We start from the raw sequence: 18362 nt of genomic DNA, 5'->3' as shown, positions 1-18362 counted from the left end.
AAATGTGCCAATTCCAAACATGAGATTAAGATTTCAAAATATCTTGATGCGTATTAAGAACGGGATTTAAGTGAAAATTATTCCTTTTGCGGGATGGTGGGGTTGCGCAATGGTGAGGGCACACAATGGTACAGGTGACGTAATGGCCGCATGGGGAACGCGGTAGTATGGGTAGCACTCGTTGTATGTGTCGCACAGTAGTATATGTAATACTGTGGTATTAACTGGCCCGTTGCCATGAGCGACCAACTTACCAAGACAACTTGGAAGTATGTATTGGGTTCATTTATCGGGACCGATTTAAATATGACGAGCGAACCAAAATTATGGTCAGGTGCATCTCTTACAACGGTGCTTAAAGGCCAATCTATTATTGATTCTGATAAGCTACAGGTGAGCAGCTTGAAAGAAGCTGAAGCCTTTCTTGAGTGTTATGGATTTGATTATCAGCAGCTTGAAGATCGTCAGGAAATTGAAGGCATACGTCAAGAAGCCATTACCTTTATAGAAGAAGTCCTGCTTCAAGAGGGTGAGGAAATTACGCCAGAAGTCCGTAATCAGGAAAGCGTTTTACAACTTTTGTTGTGGGTGTCGGAACCTGTCGCAACCGAACGATCACAATGGGCCTGTGCGTTGCTGCGGGTCATGCATACCTTTTCACACTGTGGGTCTTATTTTAACGAACGCTATCATACACAAATTCAGCAACAGATATTCGGGCGCTTCGAACAACATATTCGATATACATCTAATGGTACCTATATCGGTGATATAGAACTTAGTTCATACGAGCGAAAATCCTCTAAAACACGTCATTCGGCGGTTTTGAAAATGTTGCATAAGGCCGAAAATGTTGCCGCCGATATTTTTGACTGGTTGGGTATTCGCATTGTCACCCGTGATCTGCTCGATGCGTTAAAGGTTCTTTGCTATCTGCGCGAGTATAACGTGGTCATGTTCGCAAACATTAAGCCTTCGCGTTCTCGCAATACTTTGATTGATGTGGAGTGGATGGAAGAAAGATGGAAGGACATGGACGATCTGGAAGCTGCCAGACTAGAAGGTGATTTGATCAGGTATCCCGACGAAGTGGACCGCGTAACCGATAATCTTTTTAGCGGATCGCATTATCGCTCGCTCCAATTCACTTGTCGACAACGTGTCCGTCTAAAAGAAGACGACGGCACGCGCATCCGCTTTTATTTCCCCTATGAAATTCAAATTTTGGACGAAGCTAGTTATCAATCCAACCGTCATGGCGAAGCCTCACACGAGCAATACAAGTTAAGACAAATCAGATCCGTCCGCCACCGTGTGATGGGCCCCCTGTGTCGCCAGACTAAACAGGACGTGCATCCTGAATGAGGCTTGATTAATAAAAAATTTACAATGTATGGTTTTAAGTGTTCTTATAATTAATCCTATTAAGGATGCTGCTCCATGCCAAATCAAGAACACATGATTTCTTTAATGGGTATCCGCTCATCAAGTTTTTTTTCCAATTTAAAAATTAACCAAAAGCTATTAATTGGTTTTGGCTCGGTTATCATTTTATTTTTATTGGTTCTTGGGCTGGCTTACTCAAATTTTGTGAAAATTGGGCATGAAGTTGAGGAGATGGAGAGCGCTGCTAAAGAGTTAGATCTGGCGACAAATATTGAACTTCAGTTTTTGAAAATGAGCCGATCTGCACGTGCTTTTGTCCAAAAAGGTGATAATACCTCAGAGGAAGCGACGCATAAAAATAAAGAGAAAACGTTAGAGGCGATAACGCGAGCCAAGGAAGGAATATCAATTGAGCAACATCTCAAGTTTGTATCCGAAATTGAGGTAGCGTTTAATGCCTATGCTAGGGATTTTCTGAGCGTTGCAAAGAAAAAGCACGAGTTCATGACAGCGGTTAATCAGGAATTAGAACCCGCGGCTGATCTTATGATAAAGGATCTAGATGGGTTGATTGTCAATGCACAAGCCGAAAATAACGGAAAGTTAAGCAGTCTGATTTTTGAGGCTCGAGAACATGCCTTCCTTGTCCAGATCAACACGGGGAGGTTACTTTTTGAAGGAAAGAAGGAGTATGCAACTAAAATTTCTGATGAACTCGCGGCGTTTGAGGGAACGTTAAAGGTTGCGGAGCCAGAACTTAATACAAATAGCGAACGCAAACTTCATAAAGAACTTCAAGAGCTTAAAAAAAGGTACGAAATTATTTATAATAAGGCTCTGAGCGATCAATTAGAATTGACGGATATGATGGACGTTGTTATGCCGAATTTTTCAGCAACCATATTAAATCGTGCTGTGGAATTGGCTCGTATTGCGTCTGAGCACGAGCGTGAAATAGCGGAACAAGCTGCCCATGAAATTGCGTTTGCTGAAATGGTATTGATTGTTGTTTCTGTGTTAGGATTACTTCTTGCTGTTGGTGTAGCGTTGTTTTTGGGTTGGGTTATTGGAAGTCCTATCAAAAAGATGACCGAAGCTATGCAGCAGTTGGCCGGAGGGGATAAAACCGTTGTAATACCGGCACAGGGTCGTACAGATGAAGTCGGCGAAATGGCTGCGACTGTTGAAGTTTTTAAAAACAGTATGATTGAGACAGAGCGCTTGGCGAAAGAGCAATCTGACGCAGAGGCGTCCAAGCTAAAGCGAGCCGGGGAAGTGTCCGGGTTTATTCAGGGTTTTGAGGGTCAGGCTTCGGATTTGATTGAGCAGGTTATGGCCGTGGCGGTACGTATAGTCGGTGCTGCATCTTCATCAGGTACAGAAACAACCGCGACAGGGAGCCGATCATTTGAAGTTGCGCTATCAGCGGAACGTACATCGTCTAATGTTGATACGACCGCCGCCGCCGCTGAAGAGTTATCGGCCTCGGTTTCTCAAATATCTGAACAAGTCGCACAATCTTCAAGAATTGTAGAAAGTGCGGTTACAGAAGTTGATCTAGCAACAAGCTTGGTTCGCGGATTAGAAATGGAAAGCCAGAAGATTAGCGAAGTTTCAGAGATGATTTCTGCGATTGCCGAACAAACAAATCTTTTGGCGTTAAATGCCACCATTGAAGCTGCCCGTGCGGGTGATGCGGGGAAGGGATTTGCTGTTGTCGCGTCCGAAGTCAAAAGCCTGGCAACTCAAACGGCAAAAGCGACAGAGCAGATATCATTAATAATTGGTAATATTCAAGGATCTACCGGCAAATCGGTCACCGCGATTGAACGTATTGGAACAGTTATCAATGATATCAACTCGACCACAACAGTAATTGCGAGCGCCATAGAAGAACAAAATGAAGTTACTCAAGAAATTGCACGGACTGCAAGCAGTGTCAGCACAGATGCGACCCTTGTTCTTGATAGTGTGGGAACACTTACGATGTCGGCGGCACGTTCTTCACGAAGGTCTATTCAAATGCTGTGGGAGGCTAAATCCCTGGATAAAACGATGAACAATTTTCGAACCGAAATTCAAAGTTTCTTAAACTCTGTCAGATAAATCTCACATCAAAATTCATGTTAATATTTGGGACTATATTATAGGATTATAAGACATTGAATTATTCATCAAGGCAAAATGGCGACACTCTATCGGTCTCTTTTCAAGGGGAATTCGGGTTTTCCGACAACACTCAAGTAGAAGAAGTTATTGAAGAGATGTCCAAAAACAACTGTTCACATTATTCTATTGATTTAAGTGGATTGGAAACCATTGATTCAGCGGGGCTCGGGATGCTTTTACTGATCAATGATGCGGCTGTAGATTGTGGCAAAAGTTTAGAATTGTGTAAGCCAGCTGGGCAAGTCCAAAAGATGCTTGAGATTTCCAAATTTTCAGAAATTGTTTCTATCAAACTGTAGGTTTGGGCATGTTCGATGATGCAATGCCTAGAGTTATACTCTTCACGTAAATCTACCGACATCCGTCGGTAAGTGGTTTAATATTTTTATGAATGAAATTGATAATCTGCTAAACGTTTACGGTTAGATATATAGCACTTTTTTTTCTTGCTTAACTAAACATTTACAATTTATGGTTTTAAATAATATTGAAAATATATTCTTCGAAATTAAGGGTTCATGATTAATAAAATAAAAATGAATCCTATAGTGAGCAACAGTTTGTATAGGTTTTTTAAAAATTTAAACAAGTAACTGTAACCGAATTTAACAATTAAGATCTTTTGCTCATCGTTATACGCTTACAGTCGGAGTTAGATGGAAATTCTTTTTGCACAACTCTTAGATGTGCGTAGTGCTCTCTGTCGTATCCATGTGATGAAGTTAACATACATAGTAATTATGAATTTAATAAAGCGCTATGAGGATCAATAAGGTTATGAATTTATCCAACATGTTTGGTATGAAAATATCAAAAAAACTCCCTATTCTATTTATCACTATTTCTACTATATCGGTGTTTTCCGTTGGGGTATTTAGTGTTCAAAATACATCATCCAGCCTTATCCGTGAAGCAGAGCGAACGCTGGAGGCTTTGAGTGAGTCTCGAAGTTCCGCTTTGAATGATTACCTAGAATTCATCAAGGAAGACCTGTCGTTATCAGCCAGTAATGGGTACGTACAGAATGCAATGTCTAACTTAACACTTGGATTTCAGGATGAGCAAAGGCTGCACGGGAGTGCACTCAAATCGCTGCAGGGGATTTATATCAATGATCAAACTGCTGAAGCCGTAAATCCAGAAGGAAACCCCGAAAAGATTGGGGAGAAACACCTTTATGACGGGCCAAAATTTGAAAGCGCCTATCATACAGAGCATCGTCGCTTTCACCCTTGGTTTCGAGAACTGCTTCTTATACGCGGCTACTATGATATCTTTATGGTCGATGTTGAGGGAAATGTTGTGTATTCCGTATATAAAGAGTTGGATTATGCAACCAATTTGATCAGTGGAAAATACAAAGATACTGGGCTCGCCCAAGCTTTCAATGCAGCTATGGCAAACAAAAAAGTTGGCAATCTTAGCTTTATTGATTTTGCTTCCTATTCTCCCAGCTATGGTGCACCTGCGAGCTTTATATCAACGCCTATAATTTCAAAGGACGGCCTTCAAGGCGTTTTAATCTTCCAAATGCCCATTAGTAAAATGAACAAAATTTTGCAGCAACGAGCAGGTATGGGGGAAACTGGTGAATCTTACCTCGTTGGCCAAGATTATCTCATGAGAAGTGATTCCCGGTTTTCAGAAGAATCAACAATATTAAAATCAAGCATAAAAACTGACACTGTAATTAAAGCCTTGGAAGGCAATAAAGGTGTTCAAGTTTTACCGGATTACCGGGGTATTGATGTAATATCGGCTTATGGACCTATAGATTTTCTCGGGGTGCGCTGGGCTCTTCTGGCTGAAATTGATATAGAAGAGGTTTTATTACCTTCTGATGAAGCCCGAAACAAAATTGTCTTAATATCATTAAGTGTTCTTTTTGTTGTCGGTATAATCAGTTGGTATTTTGCTCGCTCTATTGTGAAGCCGTTGCAAAGATCAACATCGGAAATGCTTATGCTTGCTGAGGGTGATAAGTCATTTGAAATCTCTAACGGTGAGTCAACAGATGAAATTGGTGATATCGCCTCTGCACTGCAAGTTTTTAAAGATAAAATGATAGAAGCAGAACGCTTGGCGAAAGAGCAATCTGACGCAGAGGCGTCCAAGCTAAAGCGAGCCGGGGAAGTATCCGGGTTTATTCAAAGTTTTGAGGGTCAGTCTGAGGATTTGATTGAGCAGGTTATGGCCGTGGCGGTACGTATAGTCGGTGCTGCATCTTCATCAGGTACAGAAACAACCGCGACAGGGAACCGATCATTTGAAGTTGCGCTATCAGCGGAACGTACATCCTCCAATGTTGATTCGACCGCCGCCGCTGCTGAAGAGTTATCGGCCTCGGTTTCTCAAATATCTGAACAAGTCGCACAATCTTCAAGAATTGTAGAAAGTGCGGTTACAGAAGTTGATCTAGCAACAAGTTTGGTTCGCGGATTAGAAATGGAAAGCCAGAAGATTAGCGAAGTTTCAGAGATGATTTCTGCGATTGCCGAACAAACAAATCTTTTGGCGCTAAATGCCACCATTGAGGCTGCCCGTGCGGGTGATGCCGGGAAGGGATTTGCTGTTGTCGCGTCCGAAGTCAAAAGCCTGGCAACTCAAACGGCAAAAGCGACAGAGCAGATATCATTAATAATTGGTAATATTCAAGGATCTACCGGCAAATCGGTCACCGCGATTGAACGTATTGGAACAGTTATCAATGATATCAACTCGACCACAACAGTAATTGCGAGCGCCATAGAAGAACAAAATGAAGTTACTCAAGAAATTGCACGGACTGCAAGCAGTGTCAGTACAGATGCGACCCTTGTTCTTGATAGTGTGGGAACACTTACGATGTCGGCCGCACGTTCTTCACGAAAATCTATTCAAATGCTGTGGGAGGCTAAATCTCTGGATAAAACGATGAACAATTTCCGAACCGAAATTCAAAGTTTCTTAAACTCTGTCAGGTGAATCTCACATCAAAATTCATGTTAATATTTGGAACTATAGTATAGGATTGTAAGACATTGAATTATTCATCAAGGCAAAATGGCGACACTCTATCGGTCTCTTTTCAAGGGGAATTCGGGTTTTCCGACAACACTCAAGTAGAAGAAGTTATTGAAGAGATGTCCAAAAACAACTGTTCACATTATTCTATTGATTTAAGTGGATTGGAAACCATTGATTCAGCGGGGCTCGGGATGCTTTTACTGATCAATGATGCGGCTGTAGATTGTGGCAAAAGTTTAGAATTGTGTAAGCCAGCTGGGCAAGTCCAAAAGATGCTTGAAATTTCCAAATTTTCAGAAATTGTTTCTATCAAACTGTAGATTTGGTGATGTTCGATGATGCAATGCCAGAATTTATCACGGAGTGCGTTTCAAAGGAAAATCTTGAAGCGCTCGTAAATCTTGTAAAGCCACGCCTTCGGCAAAAACCTATTGTGGCTGCGAAGGGTTTACCAACGCCGTCGTCGGTAAAAGGGGGGCATCAGCCTCAGATACTCGTTTGTGCGAAACCCACGGAAAAGACTTTTTCAAGAACGGTTCTTTCTCAATTTTTCGGTGTGTTTGAGCTAAACGAAAATCGTAAGATAGAACAATCTGCCAATCAAATTTTAGATCTGTTATATAAACCAACCTGGTTCGCGTCGATTTCTTCAAGTCGTATATATAATAGTGGTTTTGTGGAGCAATTATGCCAAAAAATTGCCATTGAAAATAACGTTGACCAAGCTAATCAGGAATTGATGCGTACGGCTGTTCATGAAGCCCTTTGCAATGGCGTTGTACATGGAAATTTGGAACTAGAAACACCTTCGATGGACAATATTGATAAATTTTCCGCTTTTTACACAAAAATTAATGAACGTTTACAGGTCTCAAAGTATGGTGATCGCCATATTACTTTCCGTGCTTGGACTGCGCACAATGGTATCTGGGTGTCTGTGACTGATGAAGGTATGGGGTATGTTAAAAAGCAAACACAAAAAGAAATCGCTGCTGAAAGTTCAGTACCTAATGGGAAAGTATATTCTGGCCGTGGTTTGAAAATTATATCTGGTTTGGCAAAGGAAGTTCAGATTGGTTGTCATGGGCGATGTTTGGCAATGAGGTTTTAGGCATGGAAATCGTAAGGAGTATTGGCTCTTCTCATGACACTAATTCAGAACATCAAGGCGATAAATCGGCCAAGCTAATTGATCTGCAAACCTGTACTATTTTGATTGTCGATGATGAATTTTTGATTCGCGAACTTATCAGAACCAAACTAAGTACAGCAGGATTTGGTGCCATTGAAGTTGCAGAAGATGGCCTATCTGGGTTGAATCGGATTAACGATACTAAACCTGATCTTGTTATTTTGGATATTGAAATGCCTAGCATGAATGGCATAGATGTTCTTAAGAGAATTAGAGCTAATCCGAATTTTGATGATATGCCAATAATCGTGGAAACGGCGCACGACGATAAAGATTTTCGAAACGAAGTTCTTTTGGCTGGTGCCACGGATATGATTTCTAAACCGATTGATTTTGAATTGTTACTTGTCCGTGTGAAAACTCATTTGGAGCACCGACTTCTGGTCAACAGTCTTAAATCGTATCAACAAAGGGTCGAACAAGAGTTGGAAGCTGCTCGATCCATGCAATTACAATTACTACCGCGTGAACAAGACATTCAGTGTGTAGAGAGAATGTACGGGGTAACGTTAGATTGGCATTATCAGGCTTCGTCAGAGCTTAGCGGTGATTGTTGGGGGATGCATCCAATCAATGATCATAAATTTGGAGTTTTCATCGTGGACTTCACAGGGCATGGCGTCAGCGCTGCGGTCAACACTTTCCGACTTCACACGGTGATGAATGACTTGCAAAAGGACATTGAAAGTCCAGGCCAGTATTTGGCAATACTAAACAACCAGTTGATAGATCTAATTCCACGTGGCCAATTTGCGACGATAAATTATTCAATTATAGACGTTGTAAACAACACTCTCACATATGCCTCGGCCGGGCACACGGCTCCTATTGTGGGTTGTGCTTTGACCAAAGATTTGTCGGTCGGTAATCCTACCGGGTTACCAATAGGGATTAAAAAATCTGTAAAATTCGAAGATCATGAAATTGCATTTGGTGATGGTGATTTTTTATTCTTATATTCGGATGCTCTTATTGAAACGCCGGGTGACACTGCGCCACCATTGGACGATAACGGTCTTGTTGAACTGGTTCGTGAAACGTTAACCTTGCCAGATAAGGCAAGACGACTTGAAAGCTTGCTTAATACTTTTTATGAACGTTCAAAGGTGCTGCCACCGGATGATGTAACGGCGATTTGGGTTCAGCGTTAACCCCATTCTTATAAATCATTTCATTAGATACCGTGACAAAATTGAAAATTCAATGGTGATATTTACTTTAGCGGGGTATTTGCGCGGTTGTTCGTAAGTAATTGAGTATGTTGTAAATTTCATTTTTATTTCGTAAGTACGCATGTTGTGATCGAGCCATGTACTTAAATATACCCTATTAATATGGCGACATATGTCTGTTGACAATGTGTCATATGTCGCTATATTAATAGAGTATAAGTGAGGTGATTTAGCTCCAAGGAGGTGATAATATGTACGCAACTGAATATGCCTTACTTGGTGGTAACGCCAAGGCGATGGATACCACAGAAAACGCACTTAATGTGATCAGAGAGGGCTTGCCCGTTGATATGATTGATCACGCAGGCGATGTTTTGTGCGTCACAAAAAGCGATCTGGTACCCTTGATCGGGGGGAACCTGCGCAGCTTCCAACGGAAAAAGAAAGACAGCCATCTGACCCCGCAACAGAGCGAGCACACGCTGGCAATCATCGGCGTTTTGACCAGCGCGACGGAATATTTCAGCGACCGGGAAACCGCCTTGACCTGGATGAAGACACCACAAATGGTTCTGGGGAATAAAAGCGCCTTTTCCTATCTGGATACCATGGCGGGCATTTCGTTTGTGAACGATATCATCAACCGCATGAAATACGGCATGACGGCCTAGGGTTTGATCTTAAAATGGAACTCTATCGGCTGGCCCATAAAAATTTCACAGACCTTTCAGGACGGGGCGGGCTTTATGGATCGGGACGCTGGCACAACAAAGGCCTTCCCATCCTGTATACCGCGTCTTCGCGCTCCCTCGCAGCACTGGAACGCTTTGTCCATGAAGCCGCGTCAACCTTACCCAAATTGGTGATGCTCACCATCTGGGTGCCGGATAACCTGTCCATCAAACGGATCACAGAAAAACAGCTCCCCAAAGGCTGGGACCAGTTGCCAGATACCCATGCTTCCCGCGACTTCGGCGACAGATGGTTACAAAAAGGCAAACAAGCCGCTTTGGAAATCCCCTCTGCCATCGTCAGGGACGAATACAACATCCTGATCAACCCCAATCACCCGGAAACCGCGCAGCTAAAAATAGTGGAAAAGACGAATTTTTATTACGACCCCCGTCTACAAAAAATGATCAGGTGAGAGTGGGGGGAGGATATCGTAAGGGTGCTTCAATCGTATGCTCTGTGAAAATGAGTGAAGCCAGCTTTGTGTTAATTGTGAACGATCGAATACCAGTGCCCAACGGTTGTCGTGTGCCAGAAGGTGACGCTGAAAATTTAGCTAACGAACACGACGTCCTGTTGATAATTCGTCAAACACGAGTATTTTTTAGTGTTTGAACATTCTTTACATCATGGCGATTTCATACAGCCAAAATATTAGTCGATATGATAAATAGGTCAACAGCTTGACTATAAAACATACATTAAATATACATGTTAAAATAATAATCGATTAAATGGCAAATTTTGACGCAGGAATACAATTAGCCTCAGAAATCTAAAGCTGAAAAGTAGTTAGATAGCTGGGTAGTATGAATATCAAACGAATGATGAGTTGGAAAAATGAAAAAGCAAATTCAACAGAATTTAAAAGACCAAAAGGTAGTGCTTTACAGGAAGGGTACTCGTGAGCACTCGTCTTGTGTCTTCTCATCTCACATGGTGCAAATATTAGATCACTATGGTGTCAACTTTACATCTCATGATGTTTTACTGTCGGATGATTTACGTGCAGGTATAAAGTCATATTCTGGGGTCAAAACACTTCCACAGCTGTTTGTGGATGGTGAATTTGTCGGCGGCACGGACGACATCCGTAATCTAATTGAGAATGACAAAATCGTTCCCTTTTTTCAGGAAAAAAATATAGAGTTCAATGCTGATAAAAGTGCCATTCGCTTAGTTTTAAATGACGTGTCACGAGACGAAAAAATAGCGTGTGCAAAGCAGTAGAAAATATTCAATTTATAGATGGAATAACCAAACTCAGGAGCCCAAAGCAGTGATCAAGTTGAGATTAGGGGGCAAGCACTTACCGCTCGTTTTTATAGAAGGTGCATATTGCTAATATGCACTGTGTTGATCTCTTCCGTCACTTCTAAAGCTGAAAATATTATACCCAGTAAACAAAAATTGTATTTCGCCTTTGTGCCAGAAGCGGACCTCGATAGAGGTTCACAATTAGAACTTCCATATCTACCGACTCTCCCGCTCGGGAACAGGAAGAATTGCTGGAATGATTCTGGCATATATGATCGAAGACACGTCCCCGCTGCGCACAATACGACAATTGCGCCCACACCAGGACTACAGCGGTTCATCCAGGCCGTTTGGCAGAGAAATCCAAAGAACGAGTTGAGAGTCTGGCGAATGACGCGAGAGATGGCCTTTGCCATGTGTGTCTTCGACGAGAGCAAATTCGCCCGCAGCAATCTTCCGGACCTCACCGTCGCTTGTCTCGTACTCTACAGCGCCATCCAGTCTCACTGTGAGTACTCGATCAGGCACCGTGTGCCAATCGACCTGACGCATACCCGCCGGGATACGTGTAAAACGTACACGCGATGCTGGATAACTGGCAGTAACATCGAACGGTGTGGCCTCAGGGTGGACCGGCACTTTTCCCGTTGGTATCTCGACCTCATCAAAATGAGATTCCCCATCCGGCGTGGCATAGATGCGTAGGCACTTCACTTCGCGGTCTCCTTTGGGCTTGCCATGGTTCAGTAGTAGAGTGATACCGTTGTCTTGGCGCCTTGGTTGATTCCAGCCCCTTGGTCCGCATAGTTGTCGTTTCACCATCTGAACGGTAGTGGACCGTTTTGGGTTGAAAGCAGGCTTCTTTTCCCTAAGGCCTGCTTTATTCTTGTTGATAGTGGAAGGTGCGATGTAAAAAGATTTGTGGTACAACTTTAGGTGTAATGGGTGCGATTTGTAAAATAATTTTTCAACTCGCTGTACTTTAAAGATCTTCCCACAAAATCCACTTGCCCCCTTGCAATAAACGCCGGGAAACGATAATTTTATGATGTATGAATTTGGGCGCTGAGCGCGGCAGGCTGATGGTCAGCAGGCAACCGCGGCGCTTCTGCCCTGATTGAATACGGTCTTCATTTTCTCTTCTTTGTTGAAGGGCAGTGAAGCTCTCAAAAGGGGCGAAAGCGGAGAACCCTTTTGATGAAAACCATAATTGAACCCTTTCGTATTAAATCTGTAGAACCTATTCGTATGACAACGCCGGAAGAACGGCGGGAGTTGTTGAAGGCGGCGGATTATAACCTTTTTAAACTGCATTCTGATGATGTGTTGATCGATCTGTTGACCGACAGCGGGACGTCGGCGATGTCTTCGCAGCAATGGTCGGCGATTATGTCGGGCGATGAATGTTACGCCGGATCGCCCTCGTTTTATCGGTTCGAGGCGGCGGTGCGGGATTTGATGGATTTCAAACACATTATCCCAACGCATCAAGGCCGCGCGGCCGAGGCCATTTTGTTCTCCATTTTGGGCGGCGCGGGGAAGTATATCCCATCAAATACCCACTTTGATACCACGCGGGGGAACATTGAAAACAGCGGGGCAATGGCGGCTGACCTTGTGATTGCAGAGGGCAAAGACCCGGCGTTGATCCACCCGTTTAAGGGGAATATGGATTTGGAACGATTGGAAAGTTATCTCGACCAACATGGGGATAACGTGCCCTGTGTGATGCTGACCATTACCAATAATGCCGGGGGCGGACAGCCCGTATCGCTGGAGAATATTCGGGGCACAGCGACACTTGCGAAACGTTATGGCAAGCCGTTCATTATTGATGGGTGTCGCTTTGCCGAAAATGCGTGGTTTATCCAACAACGCGAAGAGGAGCAGGCCGGACGGTCGATCAAGGATATCGTGCGTGATTGTTTTGCCTTAGCGGATGGTATGACCATGTCGGCGAAAAAGGATGCCTTTGCCAATATCGGCGGCTGGCTTGCGCTCAATGACGACGAACTGGCCGAAAAAGCCCGCGCGCGTTTGATCATGACAGAGGGTTTTCCGACTTATGGCGGTCTTGCCGGGCGCGATCTGGATGCCATTGCGCAAGGATTGAAAGAGATCGTGGACGAGAATTATCTGCGCTATCGCATTCGCACCAACGAATATATTGGCGAGCGACTGGATGCGCTTGGCGTGCCTGTGGTTAAACCTGCGGGCGGACATGCGGTCTTTGTCGACGCCCGTCGCTGGTTATCACATATTCCGCCCCTGCAATATCCGGGGCAGGCGGTTGCCTGTGCGCTGTATGAGCTTGGCGGTATTCGAGGCTGCGAAATTGGTACGGTGATGTTTGGGCGTCAACCCGATGGGTCGGAACAACCTGCGGCGATGGATCTGGTCCGTCTGGCAATTCCACGGCGCGTTTATACGCAATCCCATGCGGATTATATGGTTGAGGTTTTTGAAGAGCTTTCAGAAATCAAAGCGCAGCTACCGGGGTATCGCATTGTTCAGGAGCCAAAAATGCTGCGCCACTTCACGGCAAGTTTTGAACCTTTGAGGTCAGATGCTTAAACAAAAGACGACACGGTGAAATGATCTAAAGGACCCCGGCCCGTTCTTGTCGAGCGGGCCGGGGCCTCAAGGTTTATAAGAGACTATTACTTAAAGTTGCCCCCAAAGCTGTTCTTGCAACTGCTTGCAAAACTGTTATCAAAGGGCGACTTTTAAATATTCCACTTTTTCTTTAAGGCGATCTCTATTTGCTGGGTGCGTAAAAAGAAGGTGCCTTCTTCGGCGTTTTCTGATTCGATCCATTGCGCAAGCGGGCGCATAATATTCGAGCTTAGGAAAATACTGGCGCAGGCTTTGAGTTCTTGTTCAAAGCGCACCTTGTTAATTTCCCGGATGATGTTTCTAAAATACTCGAGCTGCTCTTGCATTTTTGGCAAGTCGCCGGTTGTTTTGCTTGTGTCGGAAACAATCTGCTTTGCCAGATGTATGGGTTGGCGGCCGATTTCTGCAGAAATAAGCGGTCGGGCTTCGATCATGAGTTCCCGTGTTCTGCCTGAACCGATACAACAATCCATAAGAGCGCGATAGGTCATGCGGCTTTTTTCATTGCCAATGTAATGCGCGGACAGGGCGCTGATGTCAAAATCCAGTTCGCCCATGTCGTTGAGCAAGGCGTCAAGTTGAAGAACCACCTGATTATGGTCGTTACCATATTTTGTGGCATTGACGATTTCCTTTACCGCATTTACAAACCGTCCTCTGTTAAGGCTGTAGAGGTGGCTTAATATATTGAAGCCAGCGGATCGGGGCAGAAAGTATTCGTTGATTTCTGAGTGTAGTTTAAGTTTGTCCAACAGTTCTTGAATAAGACAATCTTCCGATGAATACTCAGTTGAACGGCTCTGGCCTTTTGTGTTCATTCCGGCTTTATTATCTCTGAGACCCACTTCCACTGAGGCCGCCCAATCTAGCAGCTTTGTCACCTGTTCTTTGATGTGAAGACGGTTTTCTTCAAAGTAGATCGAAGGGTTTTTCCCCTGATCAATGAAGTCTCTTTTCAGGGGGGTATAGATTGTTGATTCTATGCGCGGATTTCGAAATCTGACGATGATGAGCTTGGTGAGAAGATCGCGTATTCCCGAGGCATAGAGCGTGGAGAATAAACAAAATGGCGGCACTATTTCTTCACGTCGACCCAGACGGAAATTTGGATGTTGGGAAAGTTCTCCACGGAGCAAGGCTAGGGTATCGCCGATCGCATTGCTCACGAAGTTGATCAGAAGGTATTCTGCTCTCAGGTGTTTGTAATCATCAACTTCTTCATCGGTGTCTTCTTTTTCGTACAAAAGGGGGATGATTTGCTGAGATATGGATTGTGCGAGTTCGACACGTCCGGGATGAACCGTTGAACGCAGACTGTTGAGAAAATCAAGAAGGTCGGCAATAGATTTTCGTGCTTTTGCTGTATCGGGAGTGTTTTTGACGGTCTTGTTTAGATCTTGAATAACGGCTGCAACAGAACTCTGAATTTCTTCCTTATTGGATTGATTATTCAGGGTCGCAAAAATTTGTAAAGATGGCAGAGAAGAAGCCATGAAAAAATCCACTGGGTAAATAAAAATAGTAAGGCGAGAAGGTAATGAGATAAAAATAACACCTTGGTTATGAGATAGTGTTAATAGATTGTTTTTTTAGTGATTTTTTATAAAACACCTTAATTACTTAAAATTACAGGGTTTTCTGTCTAAAAATTTTATAAAAATGCTGAAATGAGTTTTGAGGTTTGGCTCATAAATACTTTAGACGTGTTTTCCGTTAACCATATTTAGGGGGCGGGGAAGAGAAACGTGCCACTTATTGCTGAATGGTGGCCAGTTTTACAGCAAGGGCAATGAAAACAAGACCCGCGGCCTTATTCATGACGTTCTGAGCGCTGGTTGATTTTTGTAATCGGGTACCGATGCTGCCTGCAAACCAGGCGATAGAACCAAAAACAATCAGGGTAGACAGGATGAAAAACCCACCAAGCTGGACCATCTGAAGCGACATGCTGCCTCTTGTAGGATCGGCAAACTGTGGCAAAAAGGAAAGAAAGAAGATGGAGACCTTTGGATTGGTCACGTTCATTATAATACCACGGCGATAGAGTTTTCCTGTGCTCCGCTGAGGATTTTTTTTACTTTTTCCTTGTTGGGCTTGTCCTTGCGAGGGCGCTGTATCCTCAAGAGGTATTTCCTCTGCTTTTGCCCGTAATGCGCCCCAGGCAAGATAAAGCAGGTAAAAAGCACCAATGATTTTTAATGTGTTAAAGGCGATGCTGGAGGCTTGAAAAATGGCCGCGACGCCCAAGGCAACCGCCGTGGTGTGAACCAGTACACCAGTAGAAAGACCAAGTACCACAAAAATTCCGGCCCACCGTCCATAAAGTGCAGATTGCGTCAGGACAAAAATATTGTCCGGTCCCGGTGTAAGGGCAAGAAAAATGCAAACAGGGAAAAAGACCAACAGGACATCAAGGGGGATCAAATTAATTACTCCGGATCTTCTGGGCTTGGGGATCAATTAAATTGGTCCTTGGTTTTTTTTGGAGGTGTTACCACAAGCCCCAAACTTAATTAAATCGTAACAAGGTTATTGAAGATAATGCCGGGGTCGTCCGCTGTGTCGAAGGAGCCCTATGTACAATCCGGCTCGGCAACCGAAATTGTAGAGGTACGACACACGAACCGTCGGCAGGCCCAGCATTATCTTCCTGGTTAATTTTCTACTCAACTTTGATCGCTGTGCAATCATATGTTAATAAATGTTCATATGGCGAACATGGTAAGTGGCGGTACATAGATGTGATTAATAAAATGGACGATGCCATTCATAAACCCGTAAGAGCATTGTCACGGGGGTTGCTGCTTTTACAGGTTATGAACCGGGAAGGCCCAATTTCGGTACAGGATTTGGCGCAAAAGACGAAACTTAATCGTACGACAACCTATCGGCTATTGGATACCTTGGCGCAGGATGGGTTTGTGCAACCAAGCCCGTTATCAGGAAATCTGTGGCATTTAACAATGGGGGTGAAGTCTCTAAGCGAGGGGTATGATCACAGGGATTGGGTGACGCAAATAGGCGCGCCAGTTTTAGGGAAGTTACTCAAGGAAGTGGTCTGGCCCACAGACATTGCGGTCTTTGATGGCAAGGGAATGGTTATCCGCGAGACGACCCACAAATTTAGCCCGCTTTCAAAAAATCGTAGCATGATCGGTGTGCGCTGGCCCGTTCTGTCCTCTTCTCTTGGTCGGGCCTTTTTTTGCTTTTCGCCTCAGAAAACCCAAGGCTCGATCTTGGAGGTTTTACAGGCATCTGATGACCCGGAAGATCGTTTGGCCCGTGATGGGAGTTATGTGAAAAATTTGATTACCAACACACAAAAACAAGGCTATGCCCAGTCTGTAGATGAAACGGTAAACGGGATATCATCTATTGCCCGTCCGGTTTATTATAAGGAACAGGTTGTCGCTGCGATCAATTTAGTATTTTTCAGCTCTGCGATGAGCACGCGTACAGCGGCTGAAAAATACCTGGATGCCATGAACACGGCGATAAGGGAGCTGGAGGAAAATTTAATCGACAGCAGCGATGGGTTGCACCAACAGCTTGCGCAGACCTTTGTATGAAAGGGCTCTTTGATCAACCAATTTATGATTTTAAATTTAATGAATCGCGGATGAGTATTTCGTGATAGAGTTGTGTCGTTTCATCCTGAAATATTATAAATATCCACGAATATTGTTTACAATTATCAGAGAGGACGACCGTTATGTGCGACGCATGTGTCATAGATTCTGTGAAGAGAAAAATGCTCTCCCGAAGAGACTTGTTTAAAAGAGCTTCGACGGGGGTTGCCGCTGCGGCACTTGGCTCTGTTGCGACGACGGCGCCTGTTCTTGCTTCTGGTGTGGACAGGGTTGAAGACATGACCCATGAGCTTCACGAGGACTTCCCAACTTATTTTGGAGAGCAACAGTTTTTCCGGGACCAGAAGTTTAATTACGCAGAGCATAAGTTCAATCTTTTGGAACTGCGTATGAACGAACATACAGGTACCCATGTGGATGCGCCGTTGCATTTTTCTGAAAATGGACAATCGGTTGCGGAAATACCTGTCGACAATCTGGTGGTGCCTTTGTGTGTTGTTGATATCAGAGAAAAAGCCGCGGCCAACGCCGATGCACAGGTGACACCGGACGATATTAAAGCATGGATTTCAGATCACGGTCCTATCCCTGATCGGGCGTGTGTCGCCATGAATTCCGGCTGGGATAAATACGTAGGCGACGACAAGTTCCGCAATGTGGGCAATGACGAGAAAATGCACTTCCCCGGTTTTCATGTTGAAGCAGCACAAATGTTATTGGAAACCAAGGCTGTCGGTATTGCGACCGATAGTCTGTCGTTGGATTTTGGTCAGTCTGGTGATTTTGCCACCCACTATGCCTGGCTCCCCACAAATCGCTGGGGCATTGAGTGCTTGGCTCATCTCGATAAAGTCCCTGCGGCGGGTGCCACTCTTATTGTTGGTGCCCCAAAACACCGTGGCGGCACCGGAGGTCCAGCCCGAATTTTCGCCATGGTCTGAACGGTAAACGGTTATTTATTACCGTAGCTGAGGGGAATAGAGTTTTCCCTCAGCTACGGGCTTTGTTGATAAAGCTTCTTTGGGGCTAGTGATGTTACAGATCCCGTGATGTTACATGACCGAGTAATATAATATCTTTGCGATATTATATTTTTCCGTATCGAAAATCGGCTTGAGGCTCAACAACACAAAATAAAATAAGAATGATTAATAAAGAAAACCAAAACCCCGTTAATAGTCTTGCCAACATGGGCGGAAAGTATGCCGATAAAAAGCTATATATGAACAAGGGGGATCTCCT

Annotated in this window: 16 protein-coding genes; 13 read left to right on the top strand and 3 right to left on the bottom strand. The window is 44.1% G+C overall.

Annotated elements, in window-relative coordinates:
• Window positions 1–237: 237 nt before the first annotated feature.
• The 10 genes from ACFSKO_RS10515 (at window position 238) to ACFSKO_RS10470 (ending at window position 10887) form a co-directional block, all read left to right on the top strand.
• On the top strand, window positions 238–1365 hold the full coding sequence (locus ACFSKO_RS10515; protein WP_380251249.1) for a TIGR04552 family protein: 1128 nt from the start codon (window positions 238–240) through the stop codon (window positions 1363–1365).
• A 75-nt stretch (window positions 1366–1440) separates the two neighbouring features.
• Entirely contained in the window at window positions 1441–3492 is a 2052-nt protein-coding gene (locus ACFSKO_RS10510) for a methyl-accepting chemotaxis protein (RefSeq protein ID WP_380251247.1), read from the top strand.
• Between the two features lie 56 nt (window positions 3493–3548).
• Window positions 3549–3854 carry an STAS domain-containing protein gene (locus ACFSKO_RS10505; RefSeq protein WP_380251243.1) on the top strand — a complete coding sequence of 102 codons (306 nt, stop codon included), beginning with the start codon at window positions 3549–3551 and terminating at the stop codon, window positions 3852–3854.
• Between the two features lie 478 nt (window positions 3855–4332).
• Window positions 4333–6519: a methyl-accepting chemotaxis protein gene (locus tag ACFSKO_RS10500; protein WP_380251245.1), complete on the top strand. Its 2187-nt coding sequence runs from the start codon at window positions 4333–4335 to the stop codon at window positions 6517–6519.
• A 56-nt stretch (window positions 6520–6575) separates the two neighbouring features.
• Window positions 6576–6881 carry an STAS domain-containing protein gene (locus ACFSKO_RS10495; protein ID WP_380251243.1) on the top strand — a complete coding sequence of 102 codons (306 nt, stop codon included), beginning with the start codon at window positions 6576–6578 and terminating at the stop codon, window positions 6879–6881.
• A gap of 8 nt (window positions 6882–6889) precedes the next feature.
• The gene (locus tag ACFSKO_RS10490) at window positions 6890–7672 is read left to right on the top strand and encodes an ATP-binding protein (protein WP_380251241.1); all 783 of its coding nucleotides are present in this window, start codon (window positions 6890–6892) and stop codon (window positions 7670–7672) included.
• 2 nt (window positions 7673–7674) lie between these two features.
• On the top strand, window positions 7675–8904 hold the full coding sequence (locus ACFSKO_RS10485; protein ID WP_380251239.1) for a PP2C family protein-serine/threonine phosphatase: 1230 nt from the start codon (window positions 7675–7677) through the stop codon (window positions 8902–8904).
• 272 nt (window positions 8905–9176) lie between these two features.
• Window positions 9177–9596 (top strand): type II RES/Xre toxin-antitoxin system antitoxin, encoded by a 420-nt coding sequence (parS, locus tag ACFSKO_RS10480; RefSeq protein WP_380251237.1) that lies wholly within the window; start codon window positions 9177–9179, stop codon window positions 9594–9596.
• 14 nt (window positions 9597–9610) lie between these two features.
• The gene (locus ACFSKO_RS10475; RefSeq protein WP_380251235.1) at window positions 9611–10072 is read left to right on the top strand and encodes an RES family NAD+ phosphorylase; all 462 of its coding nucleotides are present in this window, start codon (window positions 9611–9613) and stop codon (window positions 10070–10072) included.
• A 425-nt stretch (window positions 10073–10497) separates the two neighbouring features.
• Entirely contained in the window at window positions 10498–10887 is a 390-nt protein-coding gene (locus ACFSKO_RS10470; RefSeq protein ID WP_380251233.1) for a glutaredoxin domain-containing protein, read from the top strand.
• Between the two features lie 354 nt (window positions 10888–11241).
• Here the strand turns inward: ACFSKO_RS10470 and ACFSKO_RS10465 are convergent, their stop codons facing one another.
• Entirely contained in the window at window positions 11242–11628 is a 387-nt protein-coding gene (locus ACFSKO_RS10465) for a cupin domain-containing protein (RefSeq protein ID WP_380251231.1), read from the bottom strand.
• A gap of 483 nt (window positions 11629–12111) precedes the next feature.
• Between ACFSKO_RS10465 and ACFSKO_RS10460 the strand changes: the two genes are divergently transcribed.
• On the top strand, window positions 12112–13488 hold the full coding sequence (locus tag ACFSKO_RS10460; RefSeq protein ID WP_380251229.1) for a tryptophanase: 1377 nt from the start codon (window positions 12112–12114) through the stop codon (window positions 13486–13488).
• A gap of 152 nt (window positions 13489–13640) precedes the next feature.
• Here the strand turns inward: ACFSKO_RS10460 and ACFSKO_RS10455 are convergent, their stop codons facing one another.
• Together ACFSKO_RS10455 and ACFSKO_RS10450 are read right to left on the bottom strand one after the other, a co-directional pair.
• Window positions 13641–15023, bottom strand: a complete 1383-nt coding sequence (locus tag ACFSKO_RS10455) for a hypothetical protein (RefSeq protein WP_380251227.1) — start codon at window positions 15021–15023, stop codon at window positions 13641–13643.
• A gap of 259 nt (window positions 15024–15282) precedes the next feature.
• Entirely contained in the window at window positions 15283–15954 is a 672-nt protein-coding gene (locus ACFSKO_RS10450) for a LysE family translocator (protein WP_380251225.1), read from the bottom strand.
• 317 nt (window positions 15955–16271) lie between these two features.
• Here ACFSKO_RS10450 and ACFSKO_RS10445 point away from each other — a divergent pair, with 317 nt between their 5' ends.
• Both ACFSKO_RS10445 and ACFSKO_RS10440 read left to right on the top strand, forming a co-directional pair.
• A complete protein-coding gene (locus tag ACFSKO_RS10445) occupies window positions 16272–17099 on the top strand; it encodes an IclR family transcriptional regulator domain-containing protein (protein ID WP_380251223.1) in 828 nt (275 codons plus the stop codon).
• 143 nt (window positions 17100–17242) lie between these two features.
• Entirely contained in the window at window positions 17243–18061 is an 819-nt protein-coding gene (locus ACFSKO_RS10440; protein ID WP_380251221.1) for a cyclase family protein, read from the top strand.
• Window positions 18062–18362: the final 301 nt, after the last annotated feature.

Source organism: Kiloniella antarctica (genome assembly GCF_042682825.1).
Classification (GTDB): Bacteria; Pseudomonadota; Alphaproteobacteria; order Kiloniellales; family Kiloniellaceae; genus Kiloniella; species Kiloniella antarctica.
The sequence above is the reverse complement of the archived record's forward strand: the minus strand, read 5'-3'. Positions and strand labels throughout refer to the sequence as shown.

Excerpts from the sequence above, each read along its gene's own strand:
- ACFSKO_RS10460 (WP_380251229.1), top strand. The coding sequence starts at position 12,112 with ATGAAAACCATAATTGAACCCTTTCGTATTAAATCTGTAGAACCTATT.
- ACFSKO_RS10510 (WP_380251247.1), top strand. The coding sequence starts at position 1,441 with ATGCCAAATCAAGAACACATGATTTCTTTAATGGGTATCCGCTCATCA.
- ACFSKO_RS10455 (WP_380251227.1), bottom strand. The coding sequence starts at position 15,023 with ATGGCTTCTTCTCTGCCATCTTTACAAATTTTTGCGACCCTGAATAAT.
- ACFSKO_RS10500 (WP_380251245.1), top strand. The coding sequence starts at position 4,333 with ATGAATTTATCCAACATGTTTGGTATGAAAATATCAAAAAAACTCCCT.
- ACFSKO_RS10470 (WP_380251233.1), top strand. The coding sequence starts at position 10,498 with ATGAAAAAGCAAATTCAACAGAATTTAAAAGACCAAAAGGTAGTGCTT.
- ACFSKO_RS10440 (WP_380251221.1), top strand. The coding sequence starts at position 17,243 with ATGTGCGACGCATGTGTCATAGATTCTGTGAAGAGAAAAATGCTCTCC.
- ACFSKO_RS10515 (WP_380251249.1), top strand. The coding sequence starts at position 238 with ATGAGCGACCAACTTACCAAGACAACTTGGAAGTATGTATTGGGTTCA.
- ACFSKO_RS10490 (WP_380251241.1), top strand. The coding sequence starts at position 6,890 with ATGTTCGATGATGCAATGCCAGAATTTATCACGGAGTGCGTTTCAAAG.
- parS (WP_380251237.1), top strand. The coding sequence starts at position 9,177 with ATGTACGCAACTGAATATGCCTTACTTGGTGGTAACGCCAAGGCGATG.
- ACFSKO_RS10475 (WP_380251235.1), top strand. The coding sequence starts at position 9,611 with ATGGAACTCTATCGGCTGGCCCATAAAAATTTCACAGACCTTTCAGGA.
- ACFSKO_RS10485 (WP_380251239.1), top strand. The coding sequence starts at position 7,675 with ATGGAAATCGTAAGGAGTATTGGCTCTTCTCATGACACTAATTCAGAA.